The following is an 18393-nucleotide window of genomic DNA, read 5'->3' as shown; positions in this document are numbered from 1 at the left end:
CAAGGGGCTTAACCGCGTTGGTCAGTTCGCGAACACATCCCCCGCGCGCCAGCCCGCCTGGTCGACCTCGTCGCGGACCTTGTAGACGAGGCCCTGGCGGTTGAGGAACAGCCGCTCCATCTCGGGCCGGGTGAAGGGCCGCGAGCCGAGGCGGCCGAACACCGCCATCTGGCCGCCGGTCTCGTCGACCGCGCGGTCGCGGTCGAGCCCTTTCGACAGCGCGAGCGCGGGCGACGGGGTCTTCGCCCAGGCGATCAGTTCGGGGGTCGGCTTGGGCGAGAAGCCATAGAGGCCGGCATTGTCGGGGCTGGTCAGCTGGATCACCTTGATGCCGTTGCGGCCGTCGGCGACATAGCCGAAGAGCGAGGCATTGGTCGACGCGACGATCACGTCCTCGGCATCGGTCAGCGCGCCGCCGAAGGTCAGCGCGGGCCAGACCTGCGGCGCCGCGGGGCGCGTGACGTCGACGATGACGAGCCCGTCGGCCTTCGCCGCGACATACATATAGGTGCGCGCGAGGTAGATTTTCCGCGCATTGGCGAGGCGCACCGTGCCCTCGGGCACCGGCACCGGCTGCGCCAGCCGCGTGACGTCGAACAATTTCACGCCCTCGGCGTCGGTGACCCACAGGTAGCGGAACTGCACCGCGCTGGCGCGCGCGTCGGTCAGCGGCAGCTGCGCGGTGACCTTGGGCGCCAGCGGATCGGTCAAGTCGAGCACGACCAGCCCGGCGTCGGTGGTGATATAGGCGATGCTGCCCGCGAGTGTGACGTGCCGCGCGCCCGCCAGCACATTGCCCTCGTTCCAGGTCAAGGCGCGCGTGAAGCGGTTGTTGCGGAATTCGCCGTCGGCGAGCGTATCGATGTCGACGAGGATCAGCCCCTCGACGCTGTCGGTGATCACCGCATAACGATAGATGGGGTGCATCGCCTGTTCGTGGTTTTCGGGGAAATTCTTCACGATATTGTCGTTGCGGCTGACGCTGATCGGCTGGGTCGTCGCGATCGCCATGCAGGTCGCGTTCTTCGTCTTCACATGCGTGCTATGGCCGAGCCCGGCGAAGGGCGCGCGGATGATGCGTTCGGAGAAGCCCTTGTTGCCGATCGACGCGACGTCATAGACGCGGAAGCCGCCCTTGCCCTCCGCCACGAACATATATTCGCCGCGCTGCTGCAGGCAGTTCACCCGGCCGCTGGTGTCTTGAACGATGTTCGCGAATTCCTCGAGCGCATGCGTCTCGCCCGAGAATTTTTTGTCGAAGGTCTTGCCGCGCACCCAATTTTTGAGCTCGCGCCCATTCTGCTCGACGTGCAGCTTCCAATAGTCGGGATAGGCATATTTCTGGAGATAGCTGCCGATCACCGCCTGCGGCTCGTCCCATTCGGTGACGCGCGTCGCCTGGAAACCGTCCTCCATCCCCGACCAGACGTTCAAGCCCACGAAGTTGACGAAATTGGTGCCCAGCAGATTGAGCTGCGCCATGATGGCATTATTGTCGTCGTTCGCCGACAGGTGGCAGTCCGAGCATTGCTTGGTTTCCTGCCGCCGCACGGTGTGCGGGAAATGCGGCGCAAAGGCCTGGCTCGAATAGCCCGCGGAACTGATCGGCGGCTGCTGCACATAGATGCGCTCGCGGTTGATATTGGTCGACGACAGGATCAGCGCCGAGGTCGATCGCACCGGGGTGATGATCCCGCGCACCTCGCCGTCGGGGCCGGGCTCGCCGGGCTTGGTCAGCTGGTGGCGGCCGAGCTGGAACATTTCGTCGCGCGCGACCTGCGGATTGTAAGTGGCGAAGTTGCGCGTCTCCTCGCCCTCAAAATGGTGCATCTTGGTCTTCCAGTTCGCCTCGATCGGCAAATGGCAGCCGCCGCAACTCGTCGTCCACGACAGGTGACAGGTGAAGCAGGTCATCTTGTCGTCGCCGTGCGCACGATCCTCCTTCGCGACGCCGGGGCCCCATTGGAACTGCCCGTCCTCGGCGCCCGACCGCGCCATCAGCTTGGCGCGCGCCGCCTTGGCGTTGAAATGCGGCCCCGGGGTCACCGCTTGCTTGACCAGGCTGACCTGCCATTCGAGCTTGGGATCGACGATCGAGCGCTGGATCAGCCCGGTGACGTCGCCATTGTCGTTATACTGGAATTCGAAGCGGCGGCGCCCGTCGGGGTTGCGCAGCAGCGCGAGGTTGGTGCCCTGCGGCCGCGCCGCGACGTTCGACGTGAGCAGGTTGGGCAGCGCGTCGGCGGTGCCGTGGCAGTCCTTGCAGCCGATCTCGACCGCGTTGGCGACCTCGCCCTGGATATAGCCATTGCCGTGGCTGTCCTGGCTGAAGTGGCAGTCGGCGCATTGCATGCCCTTTTCGGCATGGATGTCCATCATATGGACCGCCTTGCCGGGGTTGAGCCCGGGCGGAACGAACTTGCCCTCGACCCCGGGCCGTCCCGGATCGGCGCTGGCGAGGCACAGCTCGCGCTGCTTTTCGTCGCTGTAGCTGGCGCAGCTCTTGCGCCATTTCTCGGGGTCCTTGGGATCGATGATGTGCGCGGTGTCGGTGCCATAGGTCGACATATTGCCGTCGGCGGTCAGCAGATTGCCGCTCCGATCGCGCTTGAAGATGCCGCGGAAGTTCCATCCGTGGCCGTGATAGTCGGCGAACTGGGTGTCCTTGTTGCTGTCGTTGACGTCATAGACGTCGCGCAGGAACTCGACATCGGCCCACAGCCCGCGCGTCGCCGCGCCCTCGGGGTTGCGTTCGAGCACCTGATGCACCTCGGCCGCGGTCGGGTAGTGCTGCTGCTTGAACTTCTTCTGATACTCTTCGTCGCTCATGCCGTCGGGACGCGGCGTCGTGTTGTGCGGGCCGGGCCACATCTGCGGCGCGTCCGATTCATAATCCCACATCGTGTAGCCGAGGTAGGAGTTCAGGAAGATGTTCGGCTGGTGCATGTGGCAGGTCATGCATTGCGAGGTCGGGATCGAGCGCGTGAAGGCGTGCTTGATCGGGTGACCCGATTCGAGCCGCTCCTTCTTTGCGAACACCCGCGGGCCCGCCCTGGCGTCGGCGGGGTCGATCAGCCCGCCATGCTTTTCCTCGTTGGGTGCATGCTTCGCGGCATCGCCATGGCTCGACCCACCGCCGCCGTGACTGTCGCCATGGCCGTGGCCGTCGTCGGCCTTATGCTTGCGGTCCTTGATCGTCGGGTCGACCGTCGCGGTCTCGCCGTCGCGGCCATATTTGGAATAGGTCAGGCTGTGCCGCGGCTCGCGGTCGTTGGCATAGATGACGTGGCAGCCCGAACAGCCCGAATGGCGATAGTCGCCCGGCTGGTCGTTGGTGCCCATGAACCACATCAGCGGGTCGTTGAGGCGCGTCTTGTGGATGTTGAGCACGGGGATCGCGACGCGCAGGCCCGTGCCGGGGCCGCGGTTCGACTGTTTGAGGTCGGGACGGCCGGGTTCTTCCAAACGCTGGATGCTGCCGGTCGGGTTGGGCAGGCCTATTTCGGGGAATTGCGTGTTGATGTTGCGCCCGCCGCGCTCGAACACGCGGAAGACGTCGCCCGGCGGGATCACGGACCAGCGCGGCAGCGGGTACATCTTGCCGAGCGCGCCGCGCGCGCGTTCCTTGTCGGACAATATCTTGTCCGACGGCACCTTGGGATCGCACGCCTTCTTATATTCCTCGGCGCTCATGGTGGTCGTCGGCGATAGGATGCACGCGGGGTCGCCATTGCGGGTGTAGGCTTCGCCGAAGACATAGTTTTTGAACGGCACGATGCCGTTGTTATACGCCGCGCCGCCCCACAGCATCGCCGAGGTCGACATCAGCGATCGTTCGGTCGCCTCGATCACCTCGAGGTGGCACGATCCGCACGCCTCGCGCGCGACGCGGTAATCGCTGGGGTTGATGAAGCGGATGAACTCGGGCGATTCCTTGTTGAGCAACGTGTAGCTGCGCTTGGGGTTCGCAGGGCTGTGCCCCCAGCTGTTCGGCAAGGTCGGCTGCGGGTGCGCGATCTTCATCGCGGCGAGATTGTACGGATTGTCGTAGCCGAGCTTGGCATCGCCGAAGGCGGCGGCGCTTTCGGCGTCGCCGCCATGGCAGTCGGTGCAACCGAGCTGGACCGCGGGGGTCGCGTGCATCGACGGCGCGTCGGTCTGGGTGTGGCAGCTGTAGCAGCCCTTCGATTTTGCGAGCACCGCGGCCTCGCGCTCCTCGAAGGTCGCGCCGGGCTGCTCGCGGGGTGCGGGGGGCGAGAAGCGATATTCGACCTTCACCGGCTTTTCGCCCTCGGCGGCGCGCACCATCGACAGGGTTAGGCTCGCGCCCATCAGGACGAAGGCGATCAGGGCGAAGAGCTTGCGCATCGGCATCGTCAGAAACTCAGGATCGCATTGGCGAGGATCGACACATAGACATCCTCGCGCTGCTTGTTTTCGAACAGGTCCTTGAACCCCTTGCCCGGGACGAGCACCGCGGCGCTGAGGCGCCCGACTATGTTCTGCGTCGCCTTGGGCCGCCAGATCGTCGCGACCGACAGGTCCCAGCCGATGTCCTTGGGGATCGAGCCCTCCATGCGCAGCGCCTGAAGCGAGCTGGTGTTGGCGAACCACAGATGGTTGACGTTGGTGCTGACGCGGAACTGCGGCGAGATGTCGAAATCGGCGCCGGCGCCGACGAAGACGGTGCCCGGGTTGTTGAAATTCGACTGGCCCTCTTCCTTCGACGAGCGCAGCGAATTCAGGATGCCGTTGCGACCGTTGATCGAAATGACGCGCCCGCCGCCCGCGAAGGGGATCGTCTGGCGGATCCAATAGCTGGTGTCGGCGCCGCCGAAGATCGGATTCTCGAAGATCGCGTCGAAGCCGCCCTCGGTGTTGTTATACGGGTCCTTGTCGCCGGTCGCGTAGAGCCCCGAGAGGCGGAAGCGCATCCAGTCGTGGTCGTAGCTGAGCTCGACCGCGCCGAAGCCCGCGCGAATCTCGGCGGGCTTGCTGGTGAAGAAGCTGTTCCGGTCCTCGCCCAGCGCAGCGTAGAAGCTCGCGGTCAGGTTGATCCGCCCAATGCGTCCGTCGGCGCTGTAGCCGAGATAGACGACATCATATTCGCGCCCCTTGAGGTCGCCGAGCAGCGCGGGGCGCACCGGGAAGCCGTTGTGGTCGATCTGAATGTCGTTCTTTTCGCGATTCATATTATAGGTCACGCTGACCTGGCTGGTCAGCCCGACGAACGGAAAATCCTGGCGATAGAGGTTGCCGGTGAAGATGAAATCGTCGCGCGGCGTCTGGGTGATGTCGTTGAGGCCCGAGTTGGTGTCCTTCTCGAGCCGCCAGAAGGCCGCAAGATTATATTGGAAGCGGTTGTTGTCGCGATTGCCGAACAGGCGGATGCCGAGCTGCGAATCCTGGAACAGGAAACCGCGGAAATCGCTCTGGAACGGCTGGATGCCGACGCGGATCGAATAGAAGTCGTAGCGGTCCGACGTGTTGCCGAGGTGCTTGTCGACGAACAATTCCTGCACGCCGATAAAATGGTCGAAGCGGTTGCTCTTCTTCGACGGGCGCACGTCGAGCACGCGCCGTTCGGGCACGTCGACATAATTGGCCTGATAGGCGAGCGTCAGGCGATATTCGATGTCGGGCGGCTTGAACGCGGTCGAGCCCTTGATCAGCGCCGCGCCGACGATGAAGGTCTGCGCCGCGACGAAGCTGCGGTTCTTGCCGAATACATCGAGGCTGCCGGGGCGCGAGGTCGTCTGGACGCCGACCGGGATCGGGAAGGTGCGTGGTTCGAACACCGTGTCCGACACCGCGTTGACGACGAAGAACCAGTCCTCGCCCTTCAGCCCCAGGAATTTCGGCGTCTTGCAGCGCGCTTCGCCGCCCCGTGTCCGAAGTTCCTGCTCTTCCTTGGTCGGGATGCAAAGCGCGCGATCGCCCTTGTAGGTATTCTGGTGATAGGGGTCGAACCAGCGTTCCTTGACCACGCCCAGGCTCTCGATCAGGCGCCAGCGGTCGGGGACCGGCAGCTGGTCCTCCATCCCTGGAAAGGCCTCGGGCGGCGGCGGGCGCAGCGCGCCGACATTGTCCTGGGTCAGTTGGTCGGGCAGGTCGGGGCGATAGCCGGGGCGGCGGCGGCCGTCGATGATCTGGGTCATCAGATCGTCGTCCATCATCTCCTGCCAATCGACCGGCGGCGGCGGCGGGGTGAGCTCGTCGAGCGAGGGTTCGGGTGCGGGGGCTTCGGCCTCCGCAGCGGGCGCAGGTTCGGCCGCATCGCCCGGCGCGCCCTGGGCGGCCAGGCTGGCGATGATCGGCCAAAGGCTGCTTCCCGCGAGGCTCATCGTCTACAGCCCGTCGCAGACATTTTGCTGCGCCGTGTCGAGGAAGGGCGCGAAGGGGCAGGAGACGTAGCGCAGCCGCACGCTTGCGCCGCCCGACAGGTTCACCACGACGCGGTCGGCGCGAATGCCCGTCGGCGCGTTGCCGATGCCGCCGATCCGCGCGCCGCCATTATGGAGCCCAAGGAAGCTGACCATATCGTCCTGGTCGATGCCGTCGCCCGACACGCCGATCGCGCCGACCAGCGTGCTGCCGCGATAGATGGGGACCGAGCCCGGGAAGATCTGGATGCCGTTGGCGATGCGCTTGCGCCCGAGCGAGGTGTCGGGGACCTGCGTGCATTGCTGCGCGGTGTCGGGGCTGGCGCCGCCGCTGGCGACAAAATTGAGGTGCTGGACGATATTGAGCGCGACGAGATCGACTTGCAACCCGACCCCAAAGGGGCTGAACTGCGCCGCCTGCTCGACCGAGAAAGGACCCGCGGGACGCGCGACTTCGCCGTCGGGGAAATAGGGGCGGGCGAGATTGCCGACCGAGCGGTCGCCGAAGGCCGTTCCGCCGGTCAGCGCCGCCGGATCGTTGAGGAAAGTCCGCGTGCGCTGGACATAAGCGGGCACATTGGCGACGCCGGGCACGACCGGGGTTGCGAGCAGTTCGGGCGCGGCGCGGCTGCCCGACAGGAAAGCCACCGTGCGCGCCTTCTGCAACGACACATCGGTGCCGAAAATCGGCGCATCGGGCGAGCGGACGATACCGAGCACCTCGCCATTGGTGTCGACGAGGCTGATCGTCGCCTGCATACGGCTGTCGAGCGGGCGGCGGATCTGCGCGCGCGCGCGGGAGAGGATCGTGAAGGCTTCTTCGAGCACCGCGCGCACTTCGGCGGCGGTAAGCGGCTGCGCCACCGCGGCGCCGTCGGTGCCCGCGCGGATCGGGTAGCGCGGGTTGCCGCTGCCGTCGGTGAGCACGAACGCATCGCGGTTCGAAAATTCGCCCGCGGTGCTCGCCCGGATGCCCGAGGCCTCGGTGCCGTAGACGGTGCCGGCCACCAGCGTGCCGTCGGTGTAGCCGGTGACCGGAATCAGCGCGCCCTGGCTGCCGTTGATCGCGCCGAAATTGGTCTGGAGCGGCGACAGGCTCGCGGTCGTCGCGTCGCTGAAGCGCAGCGAGGTGCCGTCGACGGTGATCCGTTCGGCGCGGATCGCTTCCGCGGCGGCGAAGCTTTGCGTGCCGGCGAAGGCGATCGCTTCCTCGTCGTCATTCTCGGTGTCGAGGATATTCTGGTCGAAGCCGTAATCGCCGTCGGCCATCACCCCGATGCCGCCGACGACGACGCCATTCTTGTAGAGCGGGAAACCGCCGGCGTCGGCGGCGAGGCCGAGCGGCGAGCGCTTCGGCCCGATCAGCGCGCCTGTGCCGCCGCCGGCAACGAAACGCCGCGACAGGTCCGAGCAGGGCAGCTGGCTGAACTGCACCCCGAACAAGGGCCCGCTTTCGAGCCCGACGGTGGTCGGCGCGGGCGGGAAATGTTCCTGGACGATCTGGCTGGCAGTGCGGCTGGAGAAGGCGTTGCCGCCGCTCGACAGATAGGCGCCGGTGATCGCCTTGGCGATCGCGGCGGCAGCGGCAGGGATCGTCGCGCCCTGCAGCGCGATCTCGGCCCCCGCGGGCGCCGGGCCGCCGATGCGCTTGCGGCTGACCACCGCGGTGTCGGGCGCGCCGGTCATGCGGAACACCGCGAGGACATTGCCGACGCGATCGGTCACCGCGATGATCGACGGGCGGCTGCGCGCGCGCGCTTCGCCGACCGCCTGCGCGATCACCTGCTGGACGTCGGCAGTGCTGAGCGATTCGGCCGCGGGCGGCGTGAAGAGCCCGCCGGTCGGGGTGGGCGTCGGGGTAGGCGTGGGCGTGGGAGTCGGCGTGCCGCCACCTCCGCCACCGCCGCCGCACGAGGACAGGAGCAGCGCGGCCATGGCGGCAAAGGCACTCGAGCGGAAGAGGCGGGTTCGGTTCTGCATGTCGGTCGTCAGCGCAGCGCCCGGATCGCGCGCACGGCATTGCCCAGCGACTGCTGGAATTGCACGGGCTTATAGGCGTTGGGGTCCTTCACGGCGGCATAGGCGCGGTCGATATCGCCGCGGATGCCCGCCGCCGCGCCGACGGTGATGCGTCCCGACGAGACCATCGCGTTGAGCAGTGTATCGACCCCCATCACCGCCTGCTGCGAGCCCGAATAGTCGGTGAAACGGTCGCTGATCGCCTTCGCCGCGATCGCATCGACGAGCGCGAAGGCATCGGTACCCGAGAAATTGCGCGAGGCGAAGGCGCGCTTCAGCGCCGCGACGGTCTGGCCGAGCTGCGCCGCCGCCGCCTTTGCGCTGTCGCGGTCGACCGTCATCGCGCGGTGGAAGGCGGCGGTGCGCGCCGCGAGCTGGTCGGCGAGCCCCGGTGCCGCGATCCGCGCCGCGGCGGCGAGCATGATCAGATTTTCGTCATTATAGGGCGGCATGCCCTCGGGAATCTGGCGCCCGGGGTTGTCGAGGCTCGTCTTCACCGGCTTCGCCTGGTCGAAGATCGGGCGGTGGCAGCTGTGGCAGTCGAGGAAATAGAATTCGGGGAACATGCCCTCGGTCCCGCGCTTCGACTGGAAGAGCTGGAGGCTGCGCTCGAGCGCCTCGGCCTGCCCGACCGCCCACATCTGGACATGGTCGGTGCGCGCACCCGCGGCGCCGAACTTGCGCCAGCTGTAATCACCATCCTCCTGATGATGCGCCTGGAGCGAGGAGAAGAGGTCGAGCTCGAAGGCGATGCGCGGATGCCCCGCCGCCATGATGCGGTGGGTGACGAACTGCCCCTCGCCCGCCGAGCCGAAGTGGCAGTCGACGCACACGCCCGCGCGCACCACCGGATCCTCGAGCTTCTTGAGCCCCGCCGACAGGTTGGCGAGATGCTTTTCGCGCATTTCGCGGTCGGGATCGGCGTTGGTGCCGACCCCGGCATAGTGGCTGGCGATCCAGCCGCCCGCCGGACCATGGCACGATTCGCAGCCGACGCCGTCCTCGAGCGGCACGGTGCCGCGCATCGCGCCGCCCGCGGCGTCGATCGCGCCCTTCGTGCTGTGGCAGCCGAGGCACATCGGCGCGGTCGCGGCGTCCTTCAGCCCCAGGTTGCGCGCGATGAACTGGCTGCGGCTGTTGCTGAGCACCGCCCAGGCGCGGCTGTGCGCGCCGCCCGGAGTCGAGGGCTCCTGCCATTTCATCAGCTCGTCCTGGCGAACGACAGTCCCGTCGCCCTCCATCCGGCCGTGGCAGGTCGATCCCGCGCACGAGGCGACGCCGGTGTAGCGCCCACCGGCCTCGCCCTGCGAGCGCGCCGGCGGAGCCGCGATGACGGCGGCAACCGCCAGCGCGGCGAGCAACAGCACAAGGGCGGCAAAAGCCACGAGCGGCGGCCGAACGGCGGCCAAGGCCGCCGTGGGCCCATCGCGGCGCTCCGTTCCAGCGTGCGTCGTCATCGCAGAACCCCTTTTACCCCGCCGGGCGCTTTTGCGCCTCGACCGCCGTCCTACACCACCCCGAACGCGAGCATCGCGTCGGCGACCTTCTTGAAGCCCGCGATATTGGCGCCCTTCACATAGTCGATATAGCCGCCGCCCTGATCGCCATAGGTCAGGCAGCTCTTGTGGATGCCGTCCATGATGTCCTTGAGCATCTGCTGCAGCTCGGCTTCCTTCCAGCTGCGCCGTTCGCTGTTCTGGCTCATTTCGAGCCCCGACACCGCGACCCCGCCGGCGTTCGCCGCCTTGCCCGGCGCGAACATGATCTTCGCATCCTTGAAGACATGCACGCCCTCGAGGTTGGTCGGCATGTTGGCGCCTTCGCTGACCGCGATACAGCCATTGGCAACCAGCGCGCGCGCATCGTCGCCGAGCAATTCGTTCTGCGTTGCGCAGGGCAAAGCGACGTCGCACTTGACCCCCCACGGCGTCTTGCCCGCGGTGAAGCTCGCGCCCTTATACTCGTCGCAATATTCCTCGATCCGGCCGCGGCGGTGCGTCTTGTGCGCCTTCACCCAGTCGATCTTCTCCTGCGTGATGCCGTCGGGGTCGTGGATGAAGCCGCCCGAATCGGAAAGCGTCAGCACCTTGCCGCCCAGCTGGACGATCTTCTCCGCCGCATGCGTCGCGACATTGCCCGAGCCCGAGATGACCGCGGTCTTGCCGGTCAGGTCCTGGCCCTTCGCGGCGAGCATGTTGGCAAGGAAATAGACCGCGCCATAGCCGGTCGCCTCGGTGCGGATCAGCGAGCCGCCCCATTCGAGGCCTTTGCCGGTGAGCACCCCGGTGAATTCGTTGGTGATGCGCTTGTACTGGCCGAACATGAAGCCGATCTCGCGCCCGCCCACGCCGATGTCGCCCGCGGGTACGTCGATGTCGGCGCCGATGTGGCGATAGAGTTCGGTCATGAAGCTCTGGCAGAAGCGCATGATCTCGCGCACGCTCTTGCCTTTGGGATTGAAGTTCGAGCCGCCCTTGCCGCCGCCCATGGGCAGGCCGGTCAGCGCGTTCTTGAACGTCTGCTCGAAGGCAAGGAATTTGAGCACCGATTCGGTGACCGAGGGGTGGAAACGAATGCCGCCCTTGTACGGGCCGATGGCATTGTTGTTCTGGACGCGCCAGCCGCGCTGGACGCGGACATTGCCATTATCGTCCTCCCAGCAGACGCGGAACGAGACGACGCGGTCGGGCTCCGCGATGCGCCGCAGGATCTGCTGCGCGTGATATTCTTCCTTGTCCTTGATGAAATCGAAGATGTCCTCGGCGACTTCCTGCACCGCCTGGACGAACTCAGGTTGCCCCGGGTTACGCTTCGACACCCCTTCCATGAACGTCTTGAAATCGACGTGATCTGAAACTGCCATGCACCCCTCCCCTGTTGGCCGGGAAAATTTCGGTGCGACCCCTTTGCGATTTAATCGTTGACCGACCTCGCCCCTCAAAGGCTACACCATCGCCGAGCAAAGGCAAGCCGCGACCGCGCGGGGCGGTTATTTTTTCGCACGCGCACAAGAGGGGCAAAAATGAACGAGAGCAAAGAGATGGCAAAGCCGGCCGGCACCGGCCTGACGCGGACGAACGGCCTGATCCTGATCGCCGCCTTCCTGCTGCTGGCGGGCGCGATCGGCTATGCGATCTGGCGCGACCGCGCGCCCGAAGCCCCTGCGGCGGCCACCGAAGCCGGCGCGCTGCCGGGCGACCAGCTCACCGCGCTCGAGGCGCGGACCAGGGCCGAACCGAACAGCGCCGACGCCTGGATGCAGCTCGGCGCGGCGCGCTTCGACCTCGGCGATTTCGCCGGCGCGGCGGCGGCTTATGAAAAAGCGACCGCGCTGTCGCCCGATTCGGCGGGGCTATGGTCGGCGCTCGGCGAGGCGCGCGTGATGGCGAGCGAGCGCGAGCCGATGCCCGCTGACGCGCTGCAGGCCTTCGAAAAAGCCATCGCGCTCGACGCCAAGGACCCGCGCGCGCGCTATTTCATGGCGGTGAAGAAGGATATCGGTGGCGACCACAAGGGCGCGATCGAGGACTGGTTCGCGCTGCTCGCCGACACGCCGCAGGGCGCACCGTGGGAGGCCGACCTCCGCCGGACGATCGAACAGGTCGGCGCGATCCACAAGATCGAGGTCGCGGACCGGCTGGCGAAAACCCAGCCGCGCCCGCTGACCGCCGACGAAATGCCCGTCGCCGCACGCGCCATCCCCGGACCGAGCCGTTCGGACATGGAGGCAGCCTCGCAGCTGCCCAAGGGCCAGCAGGACGCGATGATAGCGGGCATGGTGAGCGGGCTCGAGACCAAGCTGAAAGCCAATCCGGGCGACGTCGATCGCTGGATCATGCTGATGCGCAGCCGGATGACCTTGGGCGAGACCGCCAAGGCCGCGCAAGCGCTGAAGGACGGCATCGCAGCGAACCCGGGCGCGGCCGCGCGGCTGAAGGCACAGGCGCAGCTACTGGGCGTGCCGGGCGCCTAACGCCCCCTGGTTTCCGTTCGTGTCGAGCGAAGTCGAGACACCCCTCGACATCGCGCCGTCCTTCGGGGCATCTCGACTTCGCTCGATGCGAACGGGACTAGAGGCGGAAGGTCACCCCGCCATCAGCGCCGCATTCCCTCCGGCCGCCGTGATGTCGGTCGAGATCGATTTTTCCTCGGCGAAGCGGAACAGATAGTGCGGGCCGCCGGCCTTGGGCCCGGTGCCCGACAGGCCGCGGCCGCCGAAGGGCTGCGAGCCGACGATCGCGCCGATCTGATTGCGATTCACATAGACATTGCCGACCGCCGCGCGCGCCGCGACATGCGCCGCGACGCCGTCGATGCGTGTGTGGACACCGAGCGTCAGCCCATAGCCCGACGCGTTGATCGCATCGATCAGCGCATCGAGTTCGCCGCCCTTCCACGTCGCCACATGCAGCACGGGGCCGAAGATTTCGCGCTTGAGGTCGGTGACCGCATCCAGCCGGATCAGCGCCGGGCGGACGAAATGGCCGCCAGGGAGCAGGTCGCCGCCCGCTTCGGCGAGCACCCGGCCCGAGGCGCGTGCGTCGGCCACATATGTCGCGATATTGGCCTGCGCCTCCTCGTCGATGATCGGGCCGGTGTCGGTCGCGAGCAAAGCCGGGTCACCGACCGCGAGTTCGGCCATCGCGCCCGCAACCATTTCGATCATGCCTTCGGCGACATCCTCCTGCACGCACAGCAGGCGGAGCGCCGAACAGCGCTGTCCCGCCGACTGGAAGGCGCTGGCGACGGCGTCGCGCGCAACCTGTTCGGGCAGCGCGGTCGAATCGACGATCATCGCGTTGGCGCCGCCGGTCTCGGCGATCAGCGTCGCAATCGGGCCGTCGCGCATCGCGAGGCTGCGGTTGATCAGCCGTGCGACCTCGGTCGAGCCGGTGAAAGCGACGCCGATGACGTCGTCATGCCCCGTCACCGCCGCGCCGACGGTCTCGCCGCGGCCGGGGAGAAAATGGAGGATTTCGGCGGGGATGCCCGCTTCGTGCAGCAACTCCACCGCGGCGTGCGCGATCAGCGGCGTCTGTTCGGCGGGCTTCGCCAGCACGGCATTGCCCGCGGCGAGCGCCGCCGACACCTGGCCGAGGAAGATCGCGAGCGGAAAATTCCACGGGCTGATGCAGGCAAAGATGCCCTTGCCCTCGAGCATCAGCTCGTTGCGCTCGCCGGTCGGGCCGGGAAGCGGCAGCGGGTGGGTGAAATGCGTGCGCGCCTGGCCCGCATAATAGCGCAGGAAATCGACCGCCTCGCGTACCTCGGCGACCGCATCGACCAGCGTCTTGCCCGCCTCGTCGATTGCAAGGCCGAGGAACAAAGCGTCACGTTCCTCGAGCAGGTCGGCGGCGCGCTCGAGTCGTTCGGCGCGGAAGGCGCCGCCCGCGAGGCTCCAATGCTCCTGCACCGGCTTCGAAGCGGCGACGGCAGCGTCGACCGCGGCGGCATCGGCCTCGATCACCGAGCCGATGACGGCGCCGGTCGCGGGGTTGTGCACGGGCACGGCGGTACCGCCGAGCGTGCGCCCGGCAACGATCGGAGCCGCCACCGGGCCCGCGCGGCGCGCCTGGGCGATGGCCGCCATCAGCGCTTCGGGCACGCCCGGCTCGCCGAGGTCGTATCCGCGCGAGTTGCGGCGCTCGGGGTCGAGCAGGGTGCGGCCGGTGGCGATCGTCGAAACCTTGCTCGCGATGCTGCGCGGGTCGACCGCGAGCTGTTCGGCGGTGACGTCGGGGTCGGAGAACTGGTGGACGAAGCTGGAGTTCGCGCCATTTTCGAGCAGGCGGCGGACGAGATAGGCGAGCAGGTCGCGGTGCGTGCCGACGGGGGCATAGACGCGCACCGGACGCGGCGGCGGGAACAGCCCGACGATGGCGTCATGCGCGCCTTCGCCCATGCCGTGGAGCCGCTGCAGCTCGTAATCGGCGCCTGCGAACAGTTCGGCGACGAAGGCGAGCGTCATCGCATTGTGGCTGGCGAAGGCAGGGAAGATCGCGTCCTGCGCGTCGCGCAGAATCTGCGCGCAATGCATATAGTTGAGGTCGGTGTGGTTCTTCGCGGTGAAGACCGGGAAGTCGGCGAGCCCCATCGTCTGCGCACGCTTGATCTCGGTGTCCCAGTAGGCGCCCTTCACGAGCCGCATCGACAGCTTGACGCCCCGCGCGCGGGCTTTCGCCGCGACCCAGCGGATCACCTCGGGCGCGCGCTTCTGATAGGCCTGGATGACGATGCCGAGCCCGGTCCAGCCGTCGGCAATGCCGGCGTCGATCAGCGCGGCATAGACGTCCATATGCGGCTCTAACCGGTCGCTTTCCTCGGCGTCGATCATCAGCGGGATGTTCACCGCACGCGCCGCGCGGGCGAGTTCGATCACGCGCGGGATCAGCTCCTCGCGCACGCGCTGCCCTTGCAGATATTCGTAGCGCGGGTGGAGCGCCGACAGCTTGATCGAAATGCCGTGGTTCGCGTGCGGGTCGCCGGCCTTTGCATGTTTGCCGATGCGCGTGATGGCATTGGCATAGCTGTCGTAATAGCGCTGTGCGTCCCCAGCGGTGCGCGCGGCCTCGCCGAGCATGTCGAAGCTCGCGAGTTCGCTCTTTTCCTTGTCGGCGCGCTTGACCGCGGCGTCGATCGTCTCGCCCATGACGAACTGCTGGCCGAGCATCTTCATCGCCGCGAGCGACGCCTGGCGGATAACCGGCTCGCCCGAACGGCGGATCATCGACTTCAAAAGCGCGAGCGGATTCGCCTTGCTGCCCATCGCATCGAGCATCAGCGTCGCCGAGCCGAGCGAAAGCCCGCGCGCCGACAGCGCGACGATCAGCGGGCTGTCCTCGTCCTCGCCCTCGTTCCAGCGCCGCCCGGCGATCTTGTCGCGGATCAGCGCATTGGCGGTTGGACTGTCGGGAACACGAAGCAGCGCCTCGGCAAGGCACATCAGCACCACGCCTTCCTCGGTCGAAAGGCGGTAGCGATTCATCAGCTGCGCGACGAGCGTCTCGCGCTCGCCCTCGGCCTTCGCCTTGCGAATGAGCGCGAGCCCGCGCGCGGTGGTCGCCTCGACGGTGGCGGACGAGCGCGCGAGTTCGGCGCGCAGGTCCGCGACGATATCGGCTTCGGGACGGCGGGCGAGGGCGCGGACAGCGGCGCGGTCGGTGGGCTGGGTCATGTACCTTTCATAGCAGAATGCGCAAAGTCGATCCGACTTCATTGCGCGCCATGAATATATATTTTGACCAAAGATGTTCGAAATCTTAGTCCGACCATATGAAAAATGCAGCATCCCTGGTCGATCTGGACGAGTTCGATCGCAAGATCCTGACCATCCTCGGGCGCGACGGGCGCATTACCTATACCAATCTCGCGGCGCAGGTCGGGCTGTCGAAGACCCCGTGCCAGGCCCGCGTCAAGCGGCTCGTCGATAGCGGACTGATTACGGGCTTTCGCGCGATTGTCGATCCGGCGAAAATGGGCCTCGACCATGTCGCCTTCACCGAGGTCAAATTGTCAGACACGCGCGAAGACGCGCTGCGCCGCTTCAACGATGCCGTGCGACAGATCCCTGAAGTCGAGGAATGCCATATGATCGCGAGCAGCTTCGACTACCTCCTCAAGGTGCGCACCCCCGACATCCGCCGCTATCGCATCGTGCTCGGCGAGAAGATCTCGAGCCTGCCGCACGTCGCGAGCACCTCGACCTTCGTCGCTATGGAGACGATCTTGGAGTCGGCGCGTTAGGCAAAGGCCTCGCGTACATAATCCACCGAGCGCCCGACATCGCCGAGCCGCGCGGCGCCGAGCAGGCGGTTCCAGTAGGTCTCCGACCCGTCGGCCAGCCGCCATTCGTGGAGGCGGCGGGTGAAGAGCTGGAGGTCGTGCTCCTCGCTGATCCCGATCGCGCCGTGCACCGCATGCGCGGTCGCGGCGACGCGCGCGGCAGCCTTGCTCGCGACCGACTTGGCAGTGGCCGCAGCGACGAGCGAGGGCGGGAAGCTGCCCGCGCAGCCGAGCTGCGAGGCGATGCGGGCGGCGACCATTTCCTCGGCCATTACCGCCATCTGCTGCTGCAGGGCCTGCTGGCGGCCGATCGGCTTGCCGAACTGGATGCGCTCGTTCGCATAGGCGGCAGTCATTTGCGTGAGGCGTTCGGCGGCACCGGCGATCAGCGCCGCGCGAAGGATCGCGGCGAGGCCGCGGAGGCCGCCTTCGGGTGCGGGCGCGACAGGCGCGGGCAAGCGGCCGGTATCGAACCGCGCGGCGAGGCTGGCGGGTACGCCGGTCGCTTCGCCTTTCGTCGCGACGAGGTGGAGACCAGCCGCCGATTCGACCAGCAGCTGCGCCGCGACGAGGCCACAGGGCACGACGGCGCCCGCGCCATCAGCGACCGTCAACACGATCGGGCCGTCGGGCGCATCGGCGAGCAGCGCGCGCGCAATCATCGTCTCCCCGACCGGCAGCGGCGCCGCATGGCGGCCGAGCGCCATCCACAGCGGCTGCACCTCGGCCAGCGGCAACCCCGCACCGCCGCGATCCTCGGGCGCCAGCGCATCGAGGAAGCCCGATTCGGCGAAGGCCCCCCACATCGCGTCGGCGCTGCCGCCCTGTTCGATCGCGCGCACCGCGGCGGGGGTGGCGACATCCTCGAGCATCCGCTCGAAGGGTTCGAGAAATTCGCTCATTATCTCAGCCCCATTCCGCGTGCGATGATCCCGCGCAGCACCTCGCGCGTGCCGCCGCGCAGCGAGAAGCTGGGCGCCACATGCGTGACAAACATCAGCGTGCGATAGAGTTCGGCGTCCACCGCCTCCTCGGGATGCGCGGCGAGATCGTCGCCGATCGCCACCGGCAATTCCTGTTCGAAAGCGGTGCCGAGGTCCTTGACCAGCGAGGCCTCGGTCACCGGGCTTTCGCCGAGCGCGAGCCGCGCGGTGCAGGCGATCGACATGGCGCGCAAGGTGGCGAGGCGCGCGGTGAAGCCGCCGACCAGCGCCAGCGTCGCAGCATCACCACGGCCGACCTTTTGTAGATGCGCGACCCAGGCGTCGAGCAGCACGACGCTCGAATAGATGCGCTCGGGCCCGCTGCGTTCGAAAGCGAGTTCGGCGGTGACCTGTTTCCAGCCCTCGCCCTCGTTGCCGATCAGCGCTTCGGCGGGCAGGTCTACATTGTCGAAAAAGACCTCGGCGAAATGCGCGTCGCCCGCGAGGTCGGCGATCGGGCGGACGGTCACGCCGGGCGCCTTCAGATCGATGATCAGCTGCGACAGCCCGGCGTGGCGATCCTCGCTGGTACCGGAGGTGCGGACGAGCGCGATCATATAATCGCCATGCATCGCGTTGGTGGTCCAGATTTTCTGCCCGTTGACGCGCCAACCGGTTTCGGTCCGCTCGGCCCGCGTGCGCACGCTCGCGAGGTCCGAACCCGACCCCGGCTCGCTCATCCCGATGCAGAAGACGAGTTCGCCGCGGCAGATGCGCGGGATGTAATAGTCGCGCTGCGCCTCGCTGCCATAATTCAGGATCAGCGGCGCGCTCTGGCGGTCGGCGATCCAGTGCGCCGCGACCGGAGCGCCCGCCGACAGCAATTCCTCGACGACGACGAAGCGCGCAAAGGGCCCGCGCTCCTGCCCGCCATAGGCCTTGGGTAAGGTGAGGCCGAGGAAGCCCGCGGCGCCGAGGCGGCGGCTGAAGGCAGGGTCGAAGCCCGACCACGAGCGCGCGCGGACATCGGCGGACGCATTGGCGGCGGCTTCATCGGCCAGCGCGCGGATCGCGGGGCGCAGCGCCTCGTCCGCCTCGGGCAGGCTCGCCAGGGTGAGCGTATCGAACAGCGGTCGTCCCCTTCCCTTTGTTTTCGCTTGTGCGCCTATTGCGGCGGAGGGCGGGCGGCAAGGCCCATTTTGGATGAGGGGAATGGCCCAGCCCGTGCAAGAAATGTCAAAACTCGTTGCAAGTGCGGCTAAAGCCAGCAGAGGCACGCGCGGCTA

General features: G+C 67.2%; 10 protein-coding genes. 2 read left to right on the top strand and 8 right to left on the bottom strand.

Translation table 11 applies throughout. The annotated features are described in order from the left end of the window. Positions 1 to 21: 21 nt before the first annotated feature. Genes BWQ93_RS16950 through gdhA form a run of 5 tightly spaced genes read right to left on the bottom strand, consistent with a single transcriptional unit; the run spans position 22 to position 11265 of the window. The gene (locus BWQ93_RS16950) at positions 22 to 4368 is read right to left on the bottom strand and encodes a hypothetical protein (RefSeq protein WP_077032488.1); all 4347 of its coding nucleotides are present in this window, start codon (positions 4366 to 4368) and stop codon (positions 22 to 24) included. Between the two features lie 8 nt (positions 4369 to 4376). Beyond that, a complete protein-coding gene (locus tag BWQ93_RS16945; protein ID WP_156878277.1) occupies positions 4377 to 6344 on the bottom strand; it encodes a hypothetical protein in 1968 nt (655 codons plus the stop codon). Between the two features lie 3 nt (positions 6345 to 6347). Continuing rightward, entirely contained in the window at positions 6348 to 8318 is a 1971-nt protein-coding gene (locus BWQ93_RS16940; protein WP_232314644.1) for a heme-binding protein, read from the bottom strand. A 53-nt stretch (positions 8319 to 8371) separates the two neighbouring features. After that, positions 8372 to 9859 (bottom strand): multiheme c-type cytochrome, encoded by a 1488-nt coding sequence (locus BWQ93_RS16935; protein WP_083720979.1) that lies wholly within the window; start codon positions 9857 to 9859, stop codon positions 8372 to 8374. A 50-nt stretch (positions 9860 to 9909) separates the two neighbouring features. After that, positions 9910 to 11265 carry an NADP-specific glutamate dehydrogenase gene (gdhA, locus tag BWQ93_RS16930; protein ID WP_077031520.1) on the bottom strand — a complete coding sequence of 452 codons (1356 nt, stop codon included), beginning with the start codon at positions 11263 to 11265 and terminating at the stop codon, positions 9910 to 9912. Between the two features lie 159 nt (positions 11266 to 11424). Between gdhA and BWQ93_RS16925 the strand changes: the two genes are divergently transcribed. Continuing rightward, a complete protein-coding gene (locus BWQ93_RS16925) occupies positions 11425 to 12375 on the top strand; it encodes a tetratricopeptide repeat protein (RefSeq protein ID WP_232314643.1) in 951 nt (316 codons plus the stop codon). Between the two features lie 111 nt (positions 12376 to 12486). On the opposite strand, the gene putA is transcribed toward BWQ93_RS16925, so the two are convergent. Then, on the bottom strand, positions 12487 to 15576 hold the full coding sequence (gene putA, locus BWQ93_RS16920) for a bifunctional proline dehydrogenase/L-glutamate gamma-semialdehyde dehydrogenase PutA (RefSeq protein ID WP_077031519.1): 3090 nt from the start codon (positions 15574 to 15576) through the stop codon (positions 12487 to 12489). Between the two features lie 98 nt (positions 15577 to 15674). Here putA and BWQ93_RS16915 point away from each other — a divergent pair, with 98 nt between their 5' ends. After that, positions 15675 to 16145: an Lrp/AsnC family transcriptional regulator gene (locus tag BWQ93_RS16915; RefSeq protein WP_198040410.1), complete on the top strand. Its 471-nt coding sequence runs from the start codon at positions 15675 to 15677 to the stop codon at positions 16143 to 16145. Here the strand turns inward: BWQ93_RS16915 and BWQ93_RS16910 are convergent. Further along, positions 16142 to 17086 (bottom strand): acyl-CoA dehydrogenase family protein, encoded by a 945-nt coding sequence (locus BWQ93_RS16910; protein ID WP_077031518.1) that lies wholly within the window; start codon positions 17084 to 17086, stop codon positions 16142 to 16144. The two genes, BWQ93_RS16915 and BWQ93_RS16910, sit on opposite strands and share 4 nt — an antisense overlap. Further along, positions 17086 to 18384 carry an acyl-CoA dehydrogenase family protein gene (locus BWQ93_RS16905; protein ID WP_232314642.1) on the bottom strand — a complete coding sequence of 433 codons (1299 nt, stop codon included), beginning with the start codon at positions 18382 to 18384 and terminating at the stop codon, positions 17086 to 17088. Before BWQ93_RS16905 ends, BWQ93_RS16910 begins: the two co-directional genes overlap by 1 nt. Between the last annotated feature and the right edge of the window lie 9 nt (positions 18385 to 18393).

This window comes from Sphingopyxis sp. QXT-31, assembly GCF_001984035.1.
In the GTDB taxonomy this organism is placed as follows: Bacteria; Pseudomonadota; Alphaproteobacteria; order Sphingomonadales; family Sphingomonadaceae; genus Sphingopyxis.
The sequence above is the reverse complement of the archived record's forward strand: the minus strand, read 5'-3'. Positions and strand labels throughout refer to the sequence as shown.

What these genes read in the sequence shown, in the direction of transcription:
- BWQ93_RS16910 (WP_077031518.1), bottom strand. Translation starts at nt 17,086, where the DNA reads ATGAGCGAATTTCTCGAACCCTTCGAGCGGATGCTCGAGGATGTCGCC.
- BWQ93_RS16915 (WP_198040410.1), top strand. Translation starts at nt 15,675, where the DNA reads ATGAAAAATGCAGCATCCCTGGTCGATCTGGACGAGTTCGATCGCAAG.
- BWQ93_RS16945 (WP_156878277.1), bottom strand. Translation starts at nt 6,344, where the DNA reads ATGAGCCTCGCGGGAAGCAGCCTTTGGCCGATCATCGCCAGCCTGGCC.
- BWQ93_RS16940 (WP_232314644.1), bottom strand. Translation starts at nt 8,318, where the DNA reads ATGGCCGCGCTGCTCCTGTCCTCGTGCGGCGGCGGTGGCGGAGGTGGC.
- BWQ93_RS16925 (WP_232314643.1), top strand. Translation starts at nt 11,425, where the DNA reads ATGAACGAGAGCAAAGAGATGGCAAAGCCGGCCGGCACCGGCCTGACG.
- gdhA (WP_077031520.1), bottom strand. Translation starts at nt 11,265, where the DNA reads ATGGCAGTTTCAGATCACGTCGATTTCAAGACGTTCATGGAAGGGGTG.
- putA (WP_077031519.1), bottom strand. Translation starts at nt 15,576, where the DNA reads ATGACCCAGCCCACCGACCGCGCCGCTGTCCGCGCCCTCGCCCGCCGT.
- BWQ93_RS16935 (WP_083720979.1), bottom strand. Translation starts at nt 9,859, where the DNA reads ATGACGACGCACGCTGGAACGGAGCGCCGCGATGGGCCCACGGCGGCC.
- BWQ93_RS16950 (WP_077032488.1), bottom strand. Translation starts at nt 4,368, where the DNA reads ATGCGCAAGCTCTTCGCCCTGATCGCCTTCGTCCTGATGGGCGCGAGC.